This window comes from Roseovarius sp. SK2 (assembly GCF_028807495.1).
Lineage (GTDB): Bacteria > Pseudomonadota > Alphaproteobacteria > Rhodobacterales > Rhodobacteraceae > Roseovarius > Roseovarius confluentis.
The window spans coordinates 52,441-73,583 of the sequence record NZ_JARAMK010000007.1; the positions used below are offsets into that span (position 1 = coordinate 52,441).

Annotated in this window: 18 protein-coding genes; 13 read left to right on the forward strand and 5 right to left on the reverse strand. The window is 61.5% G+C overall.

Annotated elements, in window-relative coordinates:
* Positions 1–41 precede the first annotated feature (41 nt).
* On the reverse strand, positions 42–1,136 hold the full coding sequence (locus tag PVV74_RS13960) for a polyamine ABC transporter substrate-binding protein (protein ID WP_103763636.1): 1,095 nt from the start codon (positions 1,134–1,136) through the stop codon (positions 42–44).
* 148 nt (positions 1,137–1,284) lie between these two features.
* Between PVV74_RS13960 and PVV74_RS13965 the strand changes: the two genes are divergently transcribed.
* The 3 genes from PVV74_RS13965 (at position 1,285) to PVV74_RS13975 (ending at position 4,759) form a co-directional block, all read left to right on the forward strand.
* The gene (locus tag PVV74_RS13965) at positions 1,285–1,980 is read left to right on the forward strand and encodes a GntR family transcriptional regulator (RefSeq protein WP_274593625.1); all 696 of its coding nucleotides are present in this window, start codon (positions 1,285–1,287) and stop codon (positions 1,978–1,980) included.
* Between the two features lie 88 nt (positions 1,981–2,068).
* Positions 2,069–3,466: an aspartate aminotransferase family protein gene (locus PVV74_RS13970; RefSeq protein WP_274593626.1), complete on the forward strand. Its 1,398-nt coding sequence runs from the start codon at positions 2,069–2,071 to the stop codon at positions 3,464–3,466.
* A gap of 105 nt (positions 3,467–3,571) precedes the next feature.
* Positions 3,572–4,759, forward strand: a complete 1,188-nt coding sequence (locus PVV74_RS13975) for a leucine-rich repeat domain-containing protein (protein ID WP_274593627.1) — start codon at positions 3,572–3,574, stop codon at positions 4,757–4,759.
* A gap of 156 nt (positions 4,760–4,915) precedes the next feature.
* Here PVV74_RS13975 and PVV74_RS13980 read toward each other — a convergent pair whose 3' ends face one another.
* A complete protein-coding gene (locus PVV74_RS13980) occupies positions 4,916–6,103 on the reverse strand; it encodes a M24 family metallopeptidase (RefSeq protein ID WP_274593747.1) in 1,188 nt (395 codons plus the stop codon).
* 424 nt (positions 6,104–6,527) lie between these two features.
* Between PVV74_RS13980 and PVV74_RS13985 the strand changes: the two genes are divergently transcribed.
* From PVV74_RS13985 to PVV74_RS14000, 4 genes are all read left to right on the forward strand, one after another.
* Positions 6,528–7,631, forward strand: a complete 1,104-nt coding sequence (locus tag PVV74_RS13985) for an ABC transporter ATP-binding protein (protein ID WP_103763633.1) — start codon at positions 6,528–6,530, stop codon at positions 7,629–7,631.
* Positions 7,632–7,745: 114 nt separating this feature from the next.
* Positions 7,746–8,858, forward strand: coding sequence for an extracellular solute-binding protein (locus PVV74_RS13990; RefSeq protein WP_274593628.1), 1,113 nt, complete (start codon positions 7,746–7,748; stop codon positions 8,856–8,858).
* Positions 8,859–8,948: 90 nt separating this feature from the next.
* Positions 8,949–10,688 (forward strand): ABC transporter permease, encoded by a 1,740-nt coding sequence (locus tag PVV74_RS13995; RefSeq protein WP_211286150.1) that lies wholly within the window; start codon positions 8,949–8,951, stop codon positions 10,686–10,688.
* 3 nt (positions 10,689–10,691) lie between these two features.
* On the forward strand, positions 10,692–11,921 hold the full coding sequence (locus PVV74_RS14000) for an ABC transporter permease (protein ID WP_274593629.1): 1,230 nt from the start codon (positions 10,692–10,694) through the stop codon (positions 11,919–11,921).
* A 54-nt stretch (positions 11,922–11,975) separates the two neighbouring features.
* Here the strand turns inward: PVV74_RS14000 and PVV74_RS14005 are convergent, their stop codons facing one another.
* Together PVV74_RS14005 and PVV74_RS14010 are read right to left on the reverse strand one after the other, a co-directional pair.
* On the reverse strand, positions 11,976–13,364 hold the full coding sequence (locus PVV74_RS14005; RefSeq protein WP_274593630.1) for a citrate lyase subunit alpha: 1,389 nt from the start codon (positions 13,362–13,364) through the stop codon (positions 11,976–11,978).
* A 29-nt stretch (positions 13,365–13,393) separates the two neighbouring features.
* Positions 13,394–14,260 carry a branched-chain amino acid aminotransferase gene (locus tag PVV74_RS14010; protein WP_103763692.1) on the reverse strand — a complete coding sequence of 289 codons (867 nt, stop codon included), beginning with the start codon at positions 14,258–14,260 and terminating at the stop codon, positions 13,394–13,396.
* 156 nt (positions 14,261–14,416) lie between these two features.
* Between PVV74_RS14010 and PVV74_RS14015 the strand changes: the two genes are divergently transcribed.
* From PVV74_RS14015 to PVV74_RS14040, 6 genes are all read left to right on the forward strand, one after another.
* The gene (locus tag PVV74_RS14015; protein ID WP_103763629.1) at positions 14,417–14,914 is read left to right on the forward strand and encodes a MarR family winged helix-turn-helix transcriptional regulator; all 498 of its coding nucleotides are present in this window, start codon (positions 14,417–14,419) and stop codon (positions 14,912–14,914) included.
* Positions 14,911–15,612 (forward strand): response regulator, encoded by a 702-nt coding sequence (locus tag PVV74_RS14020; protein WP_274593631.1) that lies wholly within the window; start codon positions 14,911–14,913, stop codon positions 15,610–15,612. The genes PVV74_RS14015 and PVV74_RS14020 overlap by 4 nt, the downstream gene beginning before the upstream one ends.
* Before the next feature lie 320 nt (positions 15,613–15,932).
* Positions 15,933–17,336: a 3-isopropylmalate dehydratase large subunit gene (gene leuC, locus PVV74_RS14025; RefSeq protein WP_103763626.1), complete on the forward strand. Its 1,404-nt coding sequence runs from the start codon at positions 15,933–15,935 to the stop codon at positions 17,334–17,336.
* Positions 17,336–17,941: a 3-isopropylmalate dehydratase small subunit gene (leuD, locus tag PVV74_RS14030; RefSeq protein ID WP_274593632.1), complete on the forward strand. Its 606-nt coding sequence runs from the start codon at positions 17,336–17,338 to the stop codon at positions 17,939–17,941. Before leuC ends, leuD begins: the two co-directional genes overlap by 1 nt.
* Positions 17,942–18,303: 362 nt before the next feature.
* Complete coding sequence (locus PVV74_RS14035) at positions 18,304–19,143, forward strand: hypothetical protein (RefSeq protein WP_274593633.1); 840 nt, start codon at positions 18,304–18,306, stop codon at positions 19,141–19,143.
* A 41-nt stretch (positions 19,144–19,184) separates the two neighbouring features.
* The gene (locus PVV74_RS14040) at positions 19,185–20,204 is read left to right on the forward strand and encodes an endonuclease/exonuclease/phosphatase family protein (protein ID WP_274593634.1); all 1,020 of its coding nucleotides are present in this window, start codon (positions 19,185–19,187) and stop codon (positions 20,202–20,204) included.
* Here the strand turns inward: PVV74_RS14040 and PVV74_RS14045 are convergent.
* Positions 20,168–21,100 carry an epimerase gene (locus PVV74_RS14045; protein ID WP_274593635.1) on the reverse strand — a complete coding sequence of 311 codons (933 nt, stop codon included), beginning with the start codon at positions 21,098–21,100 and terminating at the stop codon, positions 20,168–20,170. The genes PVV74_RS14040 and PVV74_RS14045 overlap by 37 nt on opposite strands.
* Between the last annotated feature and the right edge of the window lie 43 nt (positions 21,101–21,143).

A 21,143-nucleotide genomic window follows, 5' to 3' on the forward strand; every position in this document is an offset into this window, starting at 1 on the left:
ACCCGCGCAACCGTGCTGCGCGGGTCCTGACGTCTGGTGTCTTACGTGCCGGACTTGATCTTGGTCCAGAGACGGGTCACCGTCCTTTGCACCTTCGCTGGATAGGGCTTCTTGATATAGGTGTTCTCAAGAGCGGCCTCCGACGGATAGATTGCCGGATCGTTGATCACGTCTTCCTCCAGATACTCCTGCGACGCCTTGTTGCCATTGGCGTAGTAGACATAGTTCGAGGCCGCCGCCATGTTCTCGGCATCCATGATGAAGTTCAGGAACTTGTGCGCACCCTCCGGGTTCGGCGCGTCGGCGGGGATCGCCATCATGTCGAACCACATCACCGCGCCTTCGCTCGGCGCGTTATAGGCGATCTCGACACCGTTATCCGCCTCGGCGGCACGGTCCCGCGCCTGCAGCACGTCCCCGGACCAGCCGATCGCCACGCAGATATCGCCATTGGCCAGCCCGTTGATGTACTCGCTGCTGTGGAACTTCTGAACATGGGGTCTCACGGACATCAGCAGTTCGCCGGCCTGTTCAAGCTCGTCCTCGTCATGGCTGTTCGGGTCGAGGCCAAGATAGGTCAACGCCGCCGGGATAACCTCGTCCGGAGCATCAAGGAAATGCACGCCGCATTCGGCCAGCTTTTCCATGTTCTCGGGCTCGAAGATCAGCGACAGGCTGTCGATCGGCGCATCCTCGCCCAGGACTTCCTGCACCTTGCCGGTGTTCACACCGATGCCCGTCGTGCCCCACATGTAGTTGATCGCGTATTCGCTGATCGGAATGTCGGAATCATAGCCCGTCAGGCGGTCCTTGATCACGTCCCACAGGTTGTCCGAGTTGGGCAGCTGGTCATAATCCAGCTTCTGGAACGCGCCGGCCTGGATCTGGCGCAGCAGGAAGCTGCCCGTGGGCACCACCACGTCATAGCCCGAGCCACCGGCCAGCATCTTGGTTTCCAGCACTTCGTTGCTGTCGAACACGTCATAGACCAGCTCCAGCCCGGTCTCTTCCTCGAACTGGGTCAGCAGGTCTTCGTCGATATAGTCGGACCAGTTGTAGACGCGCACTTCCTGCGCCATGGCGCTCGTCGCGCCCAGCGCCAGAACGGCGGTCATGGTCAGAAACTTCTGTGTCATTCGGTATCTCCCCTTGGTTAGGCGCTTGTTGCGCCTTGGCCCGGGATTTGATCAAACAAAACCGGACATGGCAATATGGTAATGCTTTCACGCAGCCGCTAAACTCGCAAGGCGATTGCATGGATCGCCGCGACGGAAAGCAGATCGAATGACCAGACACGCCCAGAAATTCGGCACCGATGGCGCGCCGGAGACGCGCGTTCCGGCGCATGAGCTGATCTATCGCGAATTGCGCGCGCTGGTGCTGTTCGGCGACCTGGCGCCAGGGCAGGCGGTGACGATACAGGGCCTGACCGACCGCCTTGGCGCCGGCATGACCCCGGTGCGCGAGGCGATCCGCCGGCTGACCGCCGAGGGCGCGCTGGAGTTTCGCGGCAACCGCCGCGTGGTGGTCCCGACCCTGACCGCCGACAATATCTCCGAGCTGATCCTGGCCCGCCAATGGCTCGATCCGCACCTTACTTTAAGGGCGACCGAGCGTGCGGGACTGGAAGACCTCGACCACCTGACCGCGCTCGACAGTGACCTCGATGCGGCCATCGACGGCGGCGACCTGCGGTCCTATCTCGAGCTGAACTACGCCTTTCACGCGCATATCTACACCATCGCGGACGCCCCCATACTCGCCGATCTGGCCGATGGGTTGTGGCTGCGGTTCGGCCCGTCCCTGCGGGTCGTCTGCGGGCGCATGGGCACCCAGAACCTGCCGGACAAGCACAAGGACATGCTGGACGCCATGCACGCCCGCGATGCCGAAGCCGCGGCCCGCGCCATCCGCGAGGACGTGATCCAGGGAATGGAGCAGGTCCGCGTTTCGCTGGAGCAGTCCGCCGGTTTGACGTGATTCGATTGACTCAGAATAATTTGATCATATTCTGGCGCAAACGGACCGGCCCGCCCTGTCCGGTCCCCCGATCATGAAAGGTACCGCCATGACCGCCATCACCAATCATATGCCCACCGCCGAGCTTCAGGCGCTGGATGCCGCGCATCACCTGCACCCCTTCACCCATGGCGACGCGCTCAACAAGAAGGGCGCGCGTGTCATCACCCGCGCCAGGGGCGTGACCCTGACCGACAGCGAAGGGCATGATTATCTCGACGCCATGGCGGGCCTGTGGTGCGTCAATATCGGCTATGGCCGCGAGGAACTGGCCGAGGCCGCCGCCCGCCAGATGAAGGAACTGCCCTATTACAACACCTTCTTCCAGACGACCCACGTGCCCGCCATCGCGCTGGCCGACAAGCTGGCGCAGCTGACGCCGCACGACCTGAATCACGTCTTTTTCGCCTCCTCGGGGTCCGAGGCGAACGACACCAATATCCGCCTCGTGCGCACCTATTGGGAGCAGAAGGGCCACCCCGAGAAAAAGGCCATCATCAGCCGTAAGAACGCCTACCATGGCTCGTCCATGGGCAGTGCCAGCTTGGGCGGGATGGCCGCGATGCACGCCCAGGGCGGCATGCCGATCCCCGACATCCATCACATCGACCAGCCCTACTGGTACGGCGAGGGAAAAGACACTGATCCAGCCGAATTCGGGCTTGAGCGCGCCCGCCAGCTCGAGGAAAAGATCCTCGAACTGGGCGAAGACAAGGTCGCCGCCTTTATCGGCGAGCCGGTGCAGGGCGCGGGCGGCGTGATCGTTCCGCCCGAAACCTACTGGCCCGAAATCCAGCGCATCTGCCGCAAGTACAACATCCTGTTGATCGCCGACGAGGTGATCTGCGGCTTCGGGCGCACCGGCAACTGGTTCGGCTCGGAAACCTTCGACATCAAGCCCGACGTCATGACCATCGCCAAGGGTGTCAGCTCGGGCTATGCCCCTGTCGGCGGCTCACTGGTCAGCGACGAGGTGGCCGAGGTGCTGAACGGCTGCGAGTTCGCCCACGGCTACACCTATTCCGGCCACCCGGTGACCTGCGCCGTGGCGCTGGAAAACCTGCGCATCCTCGACGAGGAAGGCATCGTCACCCGCGTCGGGTCTGAAACCGCGCCTTACCTGAAGGAAAAATGGGAAACCCTGGCCGATCACCCGCTGGTAGGCGAGGCCGCGATCTGCGGCCTGATGGGCTCCATCGCGCTCAGCCCCGACAAGGCCAACCGCGCCAAGTTCGCCGCCGATGCCGGCACCGCCGGCCTGATCTGTCGCGAGCATTGCTTTTCCAACGGCCTGATCATGCGTCACGTGGGCGACCGCATGGTGATCTCGCCGCCGCTGGTCATCACCAAGTCTGAGATCGACACGCTGGTCGAACGGGCAAACATCGCCCTCGACCTCGCGCACAAGCAATTGAAAGACGAAGGCCTGATGAAAGCGGCCAGCTAGGCCGCGCCTTTGAAATTGACCAAGGACGCCCATCTTTCGTCCCAATGAAGAAAGAGACTGCCGCGCAAAGCAATTGCGTGGCAGTTTCATTTCAGGGGCAGAACAGTGTCTAAATACATTGCATTTATCGGGCTGATCCTCGGTGTCATTCTTATCGTGGGCGCGGGGCTCGTGACGTGGTCTCAGGCCATCGGCCCCAAGGCCACGGCTGAACCCAGCCATGACGAAAAGCTGCTGGCCAAGATCGAGGAGATGGCGAAGGACCCGGTCGTCAAAGCGCGGGCGCCACGAACCTCGGAATTCATCCTCGAAAAAGCCCGCACCACCGTCGCCGAACAGAACGGTCCCCCGATCCCTTGTGACGCGGACGGCTTGCCGGGTATCCGTTTCGGATCGCAATGCGTGACGTCCCAATCCGAGAGCATCGTTTCGATGCGCGGCCCGCAATTCGGCTGGCTGTCGGAGTTTCAGGGCAATACCTCGATCCGCACGATCATGAGCACGGGGGCCGAGGCTGATGATCTGAGCCTGCTGACCGGCCTGCCGAACCTGACCCGCCTGAGCCTTTTCGGGGCGAAGGTGAACGATTTCAGCACCTTGTCGAAATTGAACGATCTGACCGTGCTGAACATCGGGTCCAGCAACATCTCCGTTATTTCCTTCGTCGCGGATATGCCCAACCTTCGCGTTTTGCAGATCTTCGCGACCGACATCTCGGACCTGTCCCCGCTCGCCGGGCATCCCGCGCTGCAGGAACTGGACATTTCCCAGACCGCCGTGACCGACCTGTTGCCCCTCGCCGACGTGTCGACATTGGTCAAACTGGTGGTGGAACAGACGGAGGTGGCTGACCTGTCGCCGCTGGCAGGCTTGACGCGGTTGAACACCCTGTCGCTTCGGGACATGCCGGTGTCCGACCTGTCGCCGCTGTCGGATCTGACCGAGCTGCGCTCGCTTTACCTCGGCGGCGCCGCCGTCACCGATATCAAGCCGCTCGCCGGGATGACCCAACTTACGACCCTCGACATGGATCGAACGGCGGTGTCGGATCTCTCGTCCCTTTCGGGCATGAAGTCCCTGAACAGGCTCTATCTCAGCGAAACGCAGGTGAGCGACCTTGTGCCCTTGTCAGGCTTGCCCGAGCTCTCCCGCCTCGATCTAAGCGCGACGCCGGTGCGCGACCTGACCCCGATTGCTGACCTGCCCAAGCTCAGGACGTTGGAGCTCAAGGATGCGGATCGGGCCGATATCGGTCCGCTTCTGGGCCGCGATTGGATCACGGTACGGCAGTAAACGTAAACGCCGGCTCGATGCGCCGTACGCTCTGCAAACCCGCCAGGATGCCGAACATGGCACCGTCGCCATACCACCCGGATACCGACGCGATACCGACGTGCCATTTCGGCGTCTCAGCCAGCGTTTACCGTGGTTCCCGCCGGCTGATTCGCGTCAGTCCTTGACGAACATCTGCCGGGGCATGTTGCACAGGCATTCCGCCGGTCCGTCCTCGTTGATCAGGATCGTCTCGGTCGTCTCCAGACCCCAGGTATCCATCCAGAGGGCCGGCATGAAGTGGAACACCATGCCGGGTTCCAGCACCGTGTCATCCTCCAACCTGATCGACGCCGTCCGCTCGCCCCAGTCGGGTGGATAGCTGACGCCGACAGGGTAGCCCATGCGCCCTTCGCGCTTGATTTCGTACTTGGCCAGAACATCCAGAAGGGCCTGCGCGATATCGCAGGTGCGGTTGCCGGGGCGCGCCGCTTCCAGCCCCGCCTCGATGCCTTCCAGCTGCGCTCTCTCGGCGTCGCGAATGTCCTGCGGCGGCTCGCCGCCAAGGAAAACCGTCCGGCACAGCGGCGCATGATAACGGCGGTAACACCCTGAAAGTTCGAAAAAAGTCGCCTCGCCGGCCTGCATCGGATTGCCGTTCCACGTCAGGTGCGCGGCGGTGGCATCAAGGCCCGAAGGGGTCAGTGGCATGATCGCCGGATAGTCGCCCCAGTCGTCGTCCACGCCCTCGATCCCGGTCTTCAGGATGTTGGCCACAAGGTCGTTCTTGCGCAGCCCGGGCTCCGCCATGTCGATGGCGGTGCGCATCACCTTTTCCGAGATGCGGGCGGCCTTGCGGATCAACACCAGCTCCTCTTCGGATTTGACGATCCGCTGCCAGTTCACAAGCGTCGTGGCGTCGACGATCTTGGCTTTCGGCATTTCCTCGCACAGCACGGCATGGGCCTTGGCGGAGTAGTAATAGTTCTCCATTTCCACGCCGATCGTCGCGGTTTCCAGCCCGTACCGCTTGAGCACTTCCGCCAGATCCTGCATCGGATGGCGTTCGGTCGACTGCACGAAATGGTCGCCATATCCAAGGATGAAATCGTGCTCCATCCAACAGGTCCTGCGCCCCCCCAGCATGTCCATGTGCCGGCCCCACCAAAGCGGCGGGCCGTCCATCGTCAGGATCGCCCCCTGGTGCACGTAGAAGGACCATCCGTCATAGCCGGTCAGCCAGTTCTGGTTGGACGGATCGGTGATGAAAACGGCGTCGAGGCCGCGCTCTTCCATCGCGGCACGGGCCCGTTTCAAGCGGCGGTCGTACTCGACAGGGGTAAAGGGCAGGTCTTTCATTGTGATGGTGCTCCTCATCATCGTCGGGCGGGATGGAACATCCGCAGCGTGTCGAGCCTGCATCCCAATTCAGGGGATTGCACGCAAAAAATTCGCTTCAGAACGTTGTGACCGACCGACGAAGTAATCTTGCGCGCGGGTGCGGCTCCGGCCCTTTGTATCGGCCGAATGACGCGTCGAACCCCTGCGAAACCGGGCGTTCCAGACCGCGACAAGCCGCGGATTTCGATGAATTTTTGAGCGTCGTTCGACGCGATACAGCGTGAAACACGGGAAAAGTGACTTTTTACTGGGCAGATGCAGGCGATTTGCCTTCAAGCGTATATCGAGCCGGATGAGTTTATGAGTCTGCTTGCATCAGCGGCGGAAACTAGCTTTATTCCAAGCAAAGCGCGGGGAAACCGCGGACAAAAACGATGGGGAGACACTCTTGACCGAAGCGCAAGCGAGCGATGCGTTCGTCGCATTTGATCGCGTTCAGAAAAGCTACGACGGCGAGACGCTTGTCGTGAAGGATCTGAACCTTTCCATGCCCAAGGGCGAGTTCCTGACCATGCTCGGGCCGTCCGGGTCGGGCAAGACCACCTGCCTGATGATGCTGGCGGGGTTTGAAACCGCCACCCACGGCCGCATTCTGCTTGATGGCGTTTCCATCAACGATATCCCGCCGCACAAGCGTGGCATCGGCATGGTGTTCCAGAACTACGCCCTATTTCCTCACATGACCGTGGCCGAGAACCTGTCTTTCCCGCTGGAAGTGCGCAAGATCGGCAAGTCCGACCGCGAGGCCAAGGTCAAGCGGGCGCTGGACATGGTGCAGATGGGCGACTTCGGTGGCCGACGTCCGGCCCAGCTTTCGGGCGGTCAGCAACAGCGGATCGCGCTGGCCCGCGCTCTGGTGTTCGAGCCCGAGCTGGTGCTTATGGACGAACCACTGGGCGCACTCGACAAGCAATTGCGTGAGCACATGCAGTTCGAGATCACCAATCTGGCGCATGATCTTGGCATCACCACGGTCTACGTGACCCACGACCAGACCGAGGCACTGACAATGTCGGACCGCGTCGCGGTGTTCGACGATGGCCGCATCCAGCAGCTTGCGCCACCGGACGAGCTGTACGAAAGCCCGCAGAACAGCTTCGTCGCGCAGTTCATCGGCGAGAACAACACGCTGGAAGGCACCGTCAAGGAGATCCAGGGCGGTCTCGCTCAGGTGCAGCTGGACGATGGTGGAATCATCGATTGCAAGCCGGTCAACGTCAGCGAAGTAGGCGAACGTACCCGCGTCTCGATCCGGCCTGAACGTGTCGAATTCGACAAGAAGCGCCTCAAGGAAGGCACTCATACGATCAAGGCCGAAGTGCTGGAATTCATCTATATGGGTGACATCTTCCGCACGCGTCTCAGCGTGGCGGGCAACGACAATTTCGTGATCAAGTCGCGGAACGCGCCGGACCAGACGCGGCTCAAGCCGGGTGAGACGATCGAGATCGGCTGGCTGCCCGAAGATTGCCGCGCACTGGATGCGAACTAGGAGTTTAAGGCATTCGGGCGGGCCTCTGAGCTAGCCCGGATAGAACGAGGTCCGCATGTTGTTCCCGTGACATGGGGCCCGAAAGGTAAACGGGAGTACTTTTGGGAGTATGACATGAAACTGACGAAAACACTCATGGCCACAACCGCACTGACGGTTGCAGCCGCGTCGGCTCACGCACAGGAAATGGCCGACTCGATGACCGTCGTGTCCTGGGGCGGCGCCTATCAGGCGAGCCAGAAGAACGCGTATACCGACCCCTACCAGGAAATGAACGAAGGCCTGGAAGTGATCTGGGACGAAAGCTCGAACGAGGCCGTGGCCAAGCTGCGCGCGATGGACGAGGCCGGGAACATCACCTGGGACGTCGTCGACGTCGTGGCCGCTGACGCGCTGCGCCTGTGCGACGAAGGCCTGGCGATGGAAATCGACCCCGAAGAAGACCTGGCCGCGGCACCCGACGGAACCTCGGCCGAGGAAGACTTCGGTGAACTGCTGGTCGGTGACTGCTTCATCCCGCAGATCGTCTATTCGACCACCTTCGGCTATCGCACCGACATGGTGCCGGAAGGCGTGGAAGCGCCGAACGACATCTGCGACGTGTTCGACCTGGAAACCTATCCGGGCAAGCGCGCGCTTGAAAAGCGCCCGATCAACAACGTCGAATGGGCGCTGCTGTGTGACGGCGTCCCGAAAGAAGAAGTCTACGACGTTCTGGCCACCGCTGAAGGTCAGCAACAGGCGTTGGACAAGCTGGCAACCATCAAGGACGACGTGATCTGGTGGTCCGCCGGTGCCGACACGCCGCAGCTTCTGGCCGATGGCGAAGTCTTCATGGGCTCGACCTACAACGGTCGTCTCTTTGCCGCGATCGAAGAGCAGGATCAGCCGATCGGCATGATGTGGGACGCGCAGGTCTTTGACCTGGACGGCTGGATCATCCCCGAGGGCCTGCCCGAGGATCGCCTGGCCCGCGCCAAGGATTTCATCATGTTCGCGACCGACACACAGCGTCTGGCCGACCAGGCCAAGTACATCTCGTACGGTCCGGCCCGTGCCTCCTCGGCACCGCTGGTGGGTCAGCACGCGGAACTGGGCATCGACATGGCTCCGCACATGCCGACCGACCCGGACAACGCCGAGAACACGTTCCTCTACAACTACGAGTTCTGGGCTGACTACCGCGATGACATCGACGCCAAATTCCAGGCGTGGCTGGCGCAATAAGCGGTCCGCTTGAAGCTACCTGGAAGGGCCGCGCGCGGCCCTTCCACACCGATAAGAAAAACAAATCAACAATCTGCCGACGGGGACTTTATGAGCGATGTGACTGACGCCACGACCGGCAAGGCGGCGCCCACGCCAGATGATGGGCTACGCATTGCGGACAGCAACGACAGCGGCCCGGTTCTGGCCGCAGACGGCACACCGCTCAAGAAAAGTCTTTCGCGCACCTTGCGCCGACAGAAGATGCGGGCGCTGCTGCTGATCGCCCCGCTTCTGATCTTCGTTCTGGTTACCTTTATCGTTCCCATCGTTTCAATGCTGTTGCGTTCGGTCGACAACACGATTGTACCGGACACACTGCCGCAGACGGTCAGCGTGATTTCCGAGTGGGATCCGAATGCAAGCGACCTGCCGGACGAGCCCGTCTACGAGGCGCTTTATTATGACCTGTTCCTCGCCTCCGAGGCGAAGGAACACACCAAGCTGGGCACGCGCCTGAACTACGAACAAACCGGCCTGTCCTCGCAGTTCCGCTCCGTCGGGCGCGACCTTGATGAGATTGGCGAAGACCAGATCGACGCGCTCGAGGATCTGGCCGAGGACACTTGGGATAATGAGGCGTTCTGGTTCGACCTGATGCGCGGCGGTGAGAATGCCGAGAACACCGACCAGGACGTGCTGGACCGTGCCCGTGCCCGGTTGCGAGCCCTGACGGGCGACGCGTTCACAGGCGGCACCGGCTTCCTGCCCGGCGCGGAAATTTCCGCGCTTCTCCCGCGAACGGCCTACGAATACGCCAGCTTCGCGGTTTTTACGGCCATCGCCGAAGAAGACGTGGTGGCCGAGGAAGAGCCATGGGAATCTGTGAAGATTGCCCTGATCGAAGAACTGCAGGCCGGTGCCGACGTGTCCTCCTACAATGGCTTTGGCGCCGAGGAACTTCGCGCGGCGCAGGAGATGCTGGCCGATCAGCCGCAACAGAATTTCAAGGAATCGTTCCTCGAGATCGATGAGGGCTGGGGCAACCCGCAGACTTGGAAAACGATCAACGTGTACAAGTCGCCCTACACATCGGGCTACTTCCTGAACGCCGCAGACTACCAGCTGGGCTTCGACGGGGTCGAGGCACGGCCCGAGAACCAGCAGATCTACATCAAGCTGTTCATGCGCACGCTTTACATGTCGCTGGTCATCACCGGCAGCTGTATCCTGCTGGGCTATCCGGTGGCGTGGATCCTCGCCAATTTGCCGCTGCGCACGGCGAACGTGCTGATGATCCTTGTTCTGCTGCCCTTCTGGACCTCACTGCTGGTACGGACCTCCGCGTGGAAGGTGCTGTTGCAGCAACAGGGCGTGATCAACGAGATCCTCGTCTGGCTGGGCTTCGTGGATGACGCGAACCGATTAATCTTGATGAACAACGCGACGGGCACGATCATCGCCATGACGCATATCCTGTTGCCGTTCATGATCCTGCCGCTCTACTCGGTGATGAAGACAATCCCGCCGTCCTACCTTCGGGCGGCGAAATCGCTAGGCGCGACGAACGTGACCGCTTTCTGGAGAGTCTATTTCCCGCAATCGGTGCCGGGCATTGGCGCGGGCTCGATCCTCGTGTTCATCCTGTCGATCGGGTACTACATCACGCCCGAGATCGTGGGCGGAACCGACGGTGTCTTCATCTCGAACCGGATCGCTTACCACATTTCCAGCTCGCTGAACTGGGGTCTGGCGGCCGCGCTGGGAACGATCCTGCTGGTCGTCGTGCTGGTGCTCTACTGGTGCTACGACAGGATCGTGGGCATCGATAACGTCAAGTTGGGGGGCTAGGTCATGACCGATCAAGACGATGGCTACACAGTCACCATTCCGCGCCCGCCGCTGACCGGGTTCACCTTGCCGCTGACGGCAGTTCTGGGCGCCATGTTCGGCTTTGTCGCGGGTAATGTTTACGGCCAGCCGTGGCTTGGCGCGCTGGTCGGCGCGGTGATCGGGGCGGGTATCGCGGCGCTGGCGCATCAGATGTCGGGCCAGCGCACTCAAACCCGTTGGGGTATAATCGCAGCTTTCGCTGTCGCGGGCTTTCTTGCCGGCGGTCTTGGCGCGGCGATTTCCGGTGTCATCATCGGCGCGGTGCTCAGTTGGTTCGCCTACTGGCTCGACACCGGCGATTACCGCAAGAACGTACCGATCTATTACACACCAGGACAGGTACTGTGGCACAACACGTTCCTTTTCATCTGTGGCTTCGTGTTCTTCTTCCTGATAGCGCCGCTAATCCCCGTGATGTGGCTCAGCTTCAATGCCGAGAACTTCTTTACCTTCACGCCCGAGATGTTGAATTTCCAGGCCCAGGGCTATTCGCTGAAGCACTACCGCGACTTCCTGGGGACCGACGAGTGGATGACGCCGCTGAAAAACTCGCTGATCATCGCGCCTTTCGCCACGTTCATTTCGGTAAGCCTCGGCACACTGGCTGCCATCGGCCTTTCCCAAAGCCACGTTCCCGGGCGACAGGCGATCATGGCAATCCTGATCTCGCCGATGATCGTGCCGCTGATCATCTCGGCCACCGGCATGTTCTTTTTCTACGCGCCGCTGGGCAACTGGCTGGAGGCGAATCTTAACCTCGACCAAGCGTTCGTGGGCTATGTGAAGGTTATCCTGGCGCACGCGGCACTGGGCGTGCCGTTCGTAATCATCACGGTGACGGCAACACTTGTTGGCTTTGACCGCTCGCTGACACGGGCCTCGGCCAACATGGGCGCGAACCCGGTGACGACGTTCTTCAGGGTTCAAATGCCGCTGATATTGCCGGGGGTGATCTCTGGCGGGCTCTTTGCCTTCATCACGTCCTTTGACGAGGTGGTCGTGGTGCTGTTCGTCGGCTCGGCGCAGCAGCAGACGCTGCCGTGGCAGATGTTTACCGGCCTGCGCGAACAGATCTCGCCCACCATTCTTGCGGCGGCGACGATCCTCGTGACGATCTCGATCCTGCTGCTGACGACGGTGGAGCTGTTGCGCCGCCGGTCCGAGCGTCTGCGCGGGCTGAGTCCGGGCTGAACCTGACGATAACTTTAGGAGAAGCCGGGCCTGCTTGCCCGGCTTTTCTTTTGCTCAAGGTACAAGCGCGCGCACGTGATCTATAAGTTTGCCGTCCGGCGCTTCGCATTCGGCAATAACCCGGTCCGCAAATTTCGGCGCTGCACGTTGCGTGGCCTGCGCTTCGGCCTTGTGGCGCAGCTCGTCGAGCGATGACAGCGGCAACCCGGCGCTCTTCGCGGCCCGCGCCAGTTCCGGGGCCGCAGAGGAAATGGCGATGCCTTCTTCCGTAACCACGGCGCCGATGGTACTGCCCGGAGTGGTGAGACAGGTCAGGCGTTCGACCAGCTTGGGAAATCCGCCGGCGCAAAGCGGGGTTGTCACGATGGCCAGCTTCGCGCCCGCAGCGGTGTCGGCATGGCCGCCCGATCCGCCGATGATGCGCCCGTCGCTGGTGCAGGTCACGTTCACGTTGAAATTCATGTCGACCTCTGCCGCGCCGAGGATCATCACGTCAAGCCGGGAGGCCGCGCTGTCGGGATTGGCAGGGCTCGCGTAGTCCCACGCGGACATCGCGTGATGCGCGGTGTCATTGGCATAGGAGGTCACGGCGGCTCCGTCGAAGGCCTGAACGTCAAGCAGACGGCGGAAGAGTCCGGAATGCAGCATTTGCACCAGTGGCCCGGTGATGCCGCCCGCCGCGAAAGCGCCAACCACGCCGCGTTCGGCCATGACGGGCGCCAAGCTGCGTGCGACTGCAAGAGATGTCGCGCCAGCGCCGGTCTGGAAACTGAACCCATCTTTCAGAAGGCCGCTGCATGCAATGAGGCGGGCAGCCAGGTCGGCGATGGCCTGACCCTTGGCAGACGGCGCACGGGCGGTCGTACCAGACGCCACCTGCTGCGCATCACCAATGCTGTCGACGGTGACCACGAGATCGACCTGCTCGGCCGGGATGCAAACCCGTGGCAGGTCATGGACATAATGATCGGTGACCGCCGTGACAAAGCGGGCATGGGCGGCATCGACCATGGCGTATCCCAGCGGGCCGCACGCGTTCGGGCCGGCGGCGCCGCCGAGGTTGCGTTTGGCGTCCACCGCCGGAGTGGCGATGAACGCCGCGTCGATTTTCAGTCGGCCTGAGGCAATGGCCTCAGCCCGCCCGCCATGGGTTTGCAGACGGACCGGATGAAGCAGAAGGCCGCGCTGTACCGCCTCGGCGAGAGGCCCGTTCATGTAGGATGTGGTGATCCGTGTAACGGTGCCGTCTTTCACGAAAGGGATCAGTGCCGCATGGCAGGGAAAGAGCGAAGAGGGCGCGATGTGCAGGTTGCGCAGGCCCTCTTCGGCGCAGATCTGCAGGACCTCGCGCATCAGGTCGTCGCCGTTCCGCAGGTGATGGTGAAACGACAGCGTCGCACCGTCAGCCAGGCCTGCGGCCGAAATTGCGGTGCGTACGCTCATGCGGTCGTCTGCGACGCGAAGGCCAAGACCTAAGCGCGCACCAGTTTTTCGTAGCTTTCCGCGATGTCGCGAGTCAGCGCGCCGACCTCGAAATTGTAATCACCGATCTGGCCCACGGGCGTGACCTCGGCGGCGGTGCCGGTCAGCCAGCATTGCTCGAAACCTTCCAGTTCCTCGGGCATGATGTGCCGCTCGTGCACCTTGACCTGGCGGTCCTTCAGCATCCCGATGACCGTCTGGCGCGTGATCCCGTTCAAAAAGCAATCGGGATCGGGCGTATGCACCTCGCCGTCCTTGACGAAGAACATGTTGGCGCCCGTCGCCTCGGCCACGTAGCCGCGATAATCGAACATCATGGCGTCCGAACAGCCCTTCGCCTCGGCGGCGTGTTTCGAAAGGGTGCAGATCATGTAAAGACCGGCCGCCTTGGCGTGGCTGGGGATAGTTTCGGGGCTGGGCCGCTTCCACTTGGAGATATCGAGCTTGGCACCCTTCATCTTGGCGTCACCGTAATAGGCGCCCCATTCCCAGGCGGCGATGGCCAGGCGAACGGGATTACGAGCCGATGCGACGCCCATATCCTCGCCCGCGCCGCGCCACGCGACCGCGCGGACATAGGCGTTCTCGAACCCGTTGGCTTGCAGTACTTCCATTTTGGCGGCTTCGATCTCGTCCACTGTATAGGGGATCTCGAAATCCAGTTGCCCGGCAGAATAATGCAGACGTTCCGAGTGCTTGCGGCTCTCAAAGATCTTGCCGTTGTAGCACCGCTCGCCTTCGAACACGGAACTGGCATAGTGCAGGCCGTGGGTCAGGATATGCACATTCGCGTCCCGCCATTCGACCAGTTTGCCATCCATCCAGATCTTGCCGTCGCGATCGTCATACGCTGCCATTTTCGCCTCCTCAGCCCAGACTCTTTTCATTTGTTGCGCTAGAAACGTCCGAAGTGGACATAAAATTGCGCATAAACTGCGATTCGCTACCAGTTTGATCTTGGAATGTCAACAAGGCTGACGTATCTTGGCAGCCAAGGCGACGGGAGGACGAACATGGCCGAGGTGCATAGCGGCGAAAACCTGCTGTTTCTGACGGATGAACAGCTGCGCCAGGGGATCGAGGCAATGTTCTTTGCCTATCGCGGGTTCACCGCCGACCCGGACCGTATTCTTGCCACGATGGCCTATGGCCGAGCACATCACCGCGCGCTGCACTTCATCGCGCGTCGTCCCGGCACGACCGTGAACAACCTTTTGGGGATACTGGGCGTCACGAAGCAATCCTTGAACCGGGTGCTGCGGACGTTGATCGAGGATGGACTTGTCGAAAGCCAGCAAGGCAAGACGGACCGGCGGGAACGGCACCTGACCCTCACGGACAAGGGGCGCGGACTGGAACAGACCTTGTCCGATGCGCAAAGGGCCCGGATGCGGGCGGCCTATCGCAAGGCGGGCCCCGAGGCCGTGGCGGGATTCCGGCAGGTGCTGGAAGCAATGATGGACCCGGATATGCGGCGGAAGTACCATGCGATCCGGGAGGCAGATACATGAACGATCCGGCGCCGCATCTGCTGATCGTCGATGACGACGAGCGCATCCGCGATCTTCTGCGCAAGTTCCTTGCGCGCAATGGGTTTCTGGTCTCGGTCGCGCGGGACGCAAGCCATGCGCGCCGCGTGTTGTCGGGGCTTGAATTCGACCTGATCGTGATGGACGTGATGATGCCGGGCGAAGATGGCGTGACGCTGACGCGGGCGCTGCGTGAGACGATAGAGACTCCCATCCTTTTGCTGACCGCCAAGGGCGAGACCGACGAGCGCATCGCGGGGCTGGAGGCCGGAGCGGACGACTATCTTGCCAAGCCGTTCGAGCCCAAGGAATTGCTGTTGCGGATCAACGCGATCTTGCGCCGGATGCCTGAACCCCTGCCGGAGCATACCGCACCGAAGGTGCTGAGCATGGGACCGGTGCGATTCGATATCGAACGGTCGGAACTGATGCGCGGAGAAGACCTTGTCCGGCTGACCGCAACCGAGGTTCAGCTGATGCGCATCTTCGCCGAGAACCTGCGCGAGCCGGTCAGCCGCACCAAGCTGGTCGAGGATCTGGGGCGCGACAAGGGGCAGGCGCAGGAACGCGCGGTGGATGTTCAGATCACCCGGTTGCGGCGCAAGATCGAGGCCGACCCGAAACAGCCGCGCTATTTGCAGACGGTGCGCGGCGAAGGGTACATGCTGGCCCCGGACTGAGGCGCGATCGGAAGGAGCGGCTGCGCCGCGCAGGTTTGGTGAATTGGGGCCAGCCCCCAGGGTTGAAGCGCGGCTTCAACCGAATCCCCGGGAAATTTACGGCCAGAAGAAGGGACGGTTCGGACCACTGTTTCGTTGTGCCCTTGATAGACTCGGAGCGGGGTTGTATCTGACATTCATGATACGGATTTTCGACATAGACGATCGTGCGCGCCTGCCCTGGCGTTTTTTCGGTGCGGCCTGCACGGTTCTGGCGCGCCTATAGGGCGGTGCCGATACCTGCCATTTTGAGATTTCACTGACACGACGGGAGAGGACCAATGTCCCCCAAGACACTCTATGACAAGATCTGGGATGCCCACCTGGCACATGAGGCCGAGGATGGCACCAGCCTGCTTTATATCGACCGGCACCTGGTACACGAAGTGACCAGTCCGCAGGCCTTTGAAGGGCTGCGTATGGCGAACCGAAAGGTGCGTGCGCCGGACAAGACAATTGCCGTGCCGGACCACAACGTGCCGACCACCGAGGGCCGCGACAATCCCGAAGCCATGCCGGAGGACAGCCGCATCCAGGTGGCCGCGCTCGACAAGAACGCCAAGGATTTCGGCATCCATTATTACCCGGTCAGCGACGTGCGGCAGGGGATCGTTCACATTGTCGGCCCGGAACAAGGCTGGACCTTGCCGGGCATGACCGTGGTTTGCGGCGACAGCCACACGGCGACCCATGGCGCGTTCGGTGCGCTGGCGCACGGGATCGGCACGTCGGAGGTCGAGCACGTTCTGGCGACCCAGACACTGATCCAGACCAAGTCGAAGAACATGAAGGTGGAGATCACGGGCAAGTTGCCTGCCGGTGTGACCGCCAAGGACATTACGCTGTCGGTGATCGGCCTGACCGGAACGGCGGGCGGCACAGGGTACGTGATCGAGTATTGCGGCGAAGCGATTCGCGACCTCTCGATGGAAGGACGAATGACCGTCTGCAACATGGCGATCGAGGGCGGCGCCCGCGCTGGCCTTATCGCGCCGGACGAAAAGACCTTTGAATACATCAAGGGCCGTCCTCACGCGCCGAAAGGCGCGCAGTGGGAGGCGGCGCTGGCCTGGTGGAAGACTTTGTATTCCGATGACGACGCGCATTGGGACAAGGTGATCACCATCAAGGGCGAGGATATCGCGCCGGTCGTGACTTGGGGTACCAGCCCCGAGGACGTACTGCCGATCGACGCCGAGGTGCCCACGCCCGAGAGCTTCAGTGGCGGCAAAACCGAGGCAGCCAAGCGCGCGCTGGAATACATGGGTCTCAAAGCGGGTCAGAAGCTGAAGGATATCGAGATCGACACGGTCTTCATCGGCTCCTGCACCAACGGTCGGATCGAAGACCTGCGCGCTGCCGCCGAGATACTGAAAGGCAAGAAGATCAAGGTGAAGCGGGCGATGGTCGTGCCGGGCTCGGGCCTTGTACGGGCGCAGGCAGAGGAGGAAGGTCTGGCCGAGATCTTTACAGATGCGGGCTTTGAATGGCGGCTTGCGGGCTGTTCCATGTGCCTGGCGATGAACCCGGACCAGTTGCAGCCCGGGGAACGGTGCGCCGCGACGTCCAACCGTAACTTCGAGGGCCGGCAGGGCCGCGGCGGGCGTACGCACCTGATGAGCCCGGCGATGGCCGCGGCGGCGGCGGTGACCGGCAAGCTGACCGACATCCGGGAGATGAACTGATGGAAAAATTCGTGAAACTGACAGGCGTCGCGGCGCCGATGCCGCTGGTCAACATCGACACCGACATGATCATTCCCAAGCAGTTCCTGAAGACGATCAAGCGGTCGGGGCTGGGGGTGAACCTGTTCGACGAGATGCGGTATGACGACAATGGCAACGAGATCCCGGATTTCGTTCTCAACCAGCCCGCGTATCGCGAGGCCAAGATCATCGTGGCCGGCGATAATTTCGGCTGTGGCTCGAGCCGGGAGCACGCGCCTTGGGCGCTGCTCGATTTCGGTATTCGTTGCGTGATCTCCACCAGCTTCGCCGACATCTTCTATAACAACTGCTTTAAGAACGGCATCCTGCCCATCGTCCTGCCGCAGGAAGAGGTGGACAAGCTGATGGATGACGCGGAGCGTGGGTCGAACGCGGTGCTGACCGTGGATTTGGAAAATCAGGAAATCACCGGCCCGGATGGTGGCACGATCGGATTCGAAGTGGACCCCTGGCGCAAGCACTGTCTGCTGAATGGGCTCGATGATATCGGTCTGACAATGGAAAAGGCCGCGTCGATCGATGCGTTCGAATCGAAGGCTGCGACGGAACGCCCTTGGGTCTGATCCCGAACTGACAGCAGTGCGCCGGCGGCATTGAGTGGCCGGCGCAATCCAGTTCTTAAAACATTAATTAAAACCACAACTTATATTAATCAATTATTGTGGGGGGTTAGCGAGATACCCCTACATGTAGGGTGTGAACACCACAGTGCCTCAAACCGGGCAGCAAATTGATGCAATCTGGCACCACAATTACCATCAAATCGCCGGAAATTCTAACTCTAAAGACTTGGTATCTTGAGCCGGATGGTGAAAGAAGGCAAAAATTGGGCAAGAATGAGGCAAGCCGTCATAATCGACGGACCCAAGTTGGAACAATGGCACGGCATCGAACCGGGTCAGGCCAGTTGGAAGGGAACCGGGCAGTGGTTTCGCAGATCATCAGCGCGCTGACGCGTGCAATACTCGTGGCTTTGCTGGTGGCAACACCGGCACTTGTGCTGCCGTCGGTCGCGACGGACACGGCACAGATCGTCGTGGTGATCGCGCTGCTCTTCTCGTTTCTGACGTTCATCGAGTATTTTGGCCGTTACCCGAGCATTGTCGAGTTCCGGTTCGCCCCACCGTTCAACCGGTTGAAGTTCCTGGCGCTGGTCTTGGTGGTTGTCATGCTGTCGCTGATCGCGCGCGGCAAGATCGAGCCGAGCCCGATCACGCTGATCATCACCTATTTCGCCCAGGCAATCGGCAATGCGATGGATTTTCCGTTCTCGCCGGTGCGTCTTGTCGTGCTGATGTTGCCGCCAGATGCGACGTTGGAGCTTGCCAATAGCGTGCGGATCGCGGCAGACGTCGCCTACAGCGTGTCGCTGGTCATGATACTGGTCTTCGTCACGCTGGTGCGGCTCCTGGGGTGGCCGATGCGCAACGGCGCGTTCAACGTATGGGTGAACCTGCCGCTTTTCGATCCCACGCGCGGGGGCGACATCGTGGACCGGCTGCGGCGCGATTCAGGTCTTAACATTGTGTTAGGAGCTTTGCTGCCATTCTTGATTCCAGCGATCGTGAAGGCGGCATCGCTGGTGATCGAGCCGGTGTCGTTCCAGAGCGAGCAAACATTGATCTGGATGATGACCGTATGGGCCCTTCTTCCTGCAAGCATCTTGATGCGTGGCATCGCCCTTATGCGCGTGGCCGAGTTGATCGAGGAAAAGCGCCGGCGCGTCTACGCCAAGGCCGAGGCCGAGGAATTGCAGAACGCCTGATCGCCGGCATTCTGATCGGGTCCCTTGGCGCTTGGCCCGCGATGGCAGAAACGTTGGTTCGCATCGCAACATTCAACACCGAGCTGGCCCGGAATGGTCCGGGACTTTTGCTGCGCGATATCCTGTCCGAGGAAGATCCGCAGGCGGAGGCTGTCGCACGGGTCATCGCGCAGGCGCAGCCGGATATCATCGCGCTTCAAGACATCGACTATGACCATGACTTGGCCGCCTTGCAGGCGCTGAGTGACAGAATTGCCCATCACGGTCTCAATCTGCGTTATATCTTTGCCCTGCGCCCAAACGCTGGAATGGTGACGGGGCTGGACCTTGACGGAGGCGGACGGCTGGGCCGTGCCAGGGACGCACAAGGCTACGGAGAGTTCGCAGGACAGGGCGGTATGGCGGTGCTGTCGCGGTTCCCCATCCTTACCGGCAAGGTGCGGGACTTCAGTGGCTACCTTTGGCGTGACACGCCTGATGCGCAGTTGACATTGAAGGATGGGACACCGCTTTTGCCTAAAGATGTCGCCGCGATTCAGCGCCTTTCAACCGTGGCGCATTGGGACGTCCCGATCCAGGTGGACGACGCGACCCTGCGCGTTCTGACCTTTCACGCCAGCCCGCCGGTGTTTGACGGGCCGGAAGATCGGAACGGACGCAGGAACCATGACGAGATTATCTTTTGGCTTCACTATCTCGATGGCAGGCTGGATCAGGCACCCGACGCGCCCTTCGTTCTAGCCGGCGACGCCAACCTCAACCCGATTGACGGCGAAGGGCGGAAAGAGGCAATCCGGCGCCTTCTTTCGGATGACCGGCTCCGGGATCCGACGCCGATGCGTAGCGGCGGCTTGAGACAGGGCGAGGCCCATACAGGCGACCCGCGCCTTGACACGGTGGACTGGCCTGCGCCCGTGCCTGGATCGCTTCGGGTCAGCTATGTCCTGCCATCCGCCGAGCTGGAAATCCTGGACAGCGGGATAGTGGCTCACGACACCGAGACGGACATCGCGGAAGCAAGCCGTCACAGGTTGGTTTGGGTCGACCTTTTGGTGAAGTGACAGAACTGAGCGCAGCGCGCGTGTCGGACGCGGCTCAACCATGGCGCGGCAGCCTGGCGGAGCGCATCTTCCACATCAGTATCGCGATAGGTTGGGCAAAGCTCCGACAGGCGCTTGGACCGCAAGCTGTGGGGAGTGTCCCAAAGATAGCGCATCTCCAGCAAGCCCTTTGCCATGGGCCAGACCGGCGCAACCAGCCGAAGCGGTATCCATGACATCCGTCGCACCATGATCTTGCGGCGTGAAACCTGCGACAGAAGATCGGCAATTTGCCTGCTCGTCACGCTGTATCCCGGAAATATGACTTCCTCGTAACTTCCCAGGCGGAGCTTCTGCCGCGCAAGGTGTTCGGCCGCTCGCGCAAGGTCGGGTAGAAAGGCCCAGGCATGCAGCGCATCGGGATCACCGGGGTAAAGAATCTGTCCCCGGTCAAAGCGCGACATCAGAACCCTGTCGAACCAGCCGCCTGTCGGTTCAGTGTCAATGAAATCACCCGCGCGCAGAAGGATCGTCTGCACGCCGCTGTCACGGTAGCCCTGTTCCACTTCCTGTCGGATGCGCCCCAACGGCGCGGGCGCGGCGTGGTTTGTCCCTTCGCTCCACGGTGCCTTGGCGTCGGGCGGGTAGACATAGACATTTCCCGGCAAGACCACCGCAGCGCCAGAAGCCCGCGCGGCAGCCTGCACCTTGGCGTGAAGCAGGGGGACTTGACCTTTCCAGAGGTGATACGGCGGGTTCCACGCGACCATGATGATATCGGCACCCCGTGCCGCGGTCGTCAGGTCGTCTTGCGCGCGGTCGAATAAACGCACCGTCCAGCCGGCATTCCAGAACGCGTCGGTGGCGTGGCGCCCAAATCGCCCCGTGGCACCCAAAATAAGAACGGTTTTCTGCATCTGTTCATCCCTCGCGCGACGATGATTTACGCCACGTTAGATA

Excerpts from the sequence above, each read along its gene's own strand:
- PVV74_RS13960 (WP_103763636.1), bottom strand. The coding sequence starts at position 1,136 with ATGACACAGAAGTTTCTGACCATGACCGCCGTTCTGGCGCTGGGCGCG.
- PVV74_RS13965 (WP_274593625.1), top strand. The coding sequence starts at position 1,285 with ATGACCAGACACGCCCAGAAATTCGGCACCGATGGCGCGCCGGAGACG.
- PVV74_RS13970 (WP_274593626.1), top strand. The coding sequence starts at position 2,069 with ATGACCGCCATCACCAATCATATGCCCACCGCCGAGCTTCAGGCGCTG.
- PVV74_RS13990 (WP_274593628.1), top strand. The coding sequence starts at position 7,746 with ATGAAACTGACGAAAACACTCATGGCCACAACCGCACTGACGGTTGCA.
- PVV74_RS13995 (WP_211286150.1), top strand. The coding sequence starts at position 8,949 with ATGAGCGATGTGACTGACGCCACGACCGGCAAGGCGGCGCCCACGCCA.
- PVV74_RS14000 (WP_274593629.1), top strand. The coding sequence starts at position 10,692 with ATGACCGATCAAGACGATGGCTACACAGTCACCATTCCGCGCCCGCCG.
- PVV74_RS14005 (WP_274593630.1), bottom strand. The coding sequence starts at position 13,364 with ATGAGCGTACGCACCGCAATTTCGGCCGCAGGCCTGGCTGACGGTGCG.
- PVV74_RS14010 (WP_103763692.1), bottom strand. The coding sequence starts at position 14,260 with ATGGCAGCGTATGACGATCGCGACGGCAAGATCTGGATGGATGGCAAA.
- PVV74_RS14015 (WP_103763629.1), top strand. The coding sequence starts at position 14,417 with ATGGCCGAGGTGCATAGCGGCGAAAACCTGCTGTTTCTGACGGATGAA.
- PVV74_RS14020 (WP_274593631.1), top strand. The coding sequence starts at position 14,911 with ATGAACGATCCGGCGCCGCATCTGCTGATCGTCGATGACGACGAGCGC.
- leuC (WP_103763626.1), top strand. The coding sequence starts at position 15,933 with ATGTCCCCCAAGACACTCTATGACAAGATCTGGGATGCCCACCTGGCA.
- leuD (WP_274593632.1), top strand. The coding sequence starts at position 17,336 with ATGGAAAAATTCGTGAAACTGACAGGCGTCGCGGCGCCGATGCCGCTG.
- PVV74_RS14040 (WP_274593634.1), top strand. The coding sequence starts at position 19,185 with ATGGCAGAAACGTTGGTTCGCATCGCAACATTCAACACCGAGCTGGCC.
- PVV74_RS14045 (WP_274593635.1), bottom strand. The coding sequence starts at position 21,100 with ATGCAGAAAACCGTTCTTATTTTGGGTGCCACGGGGCGATTTGGGCGC.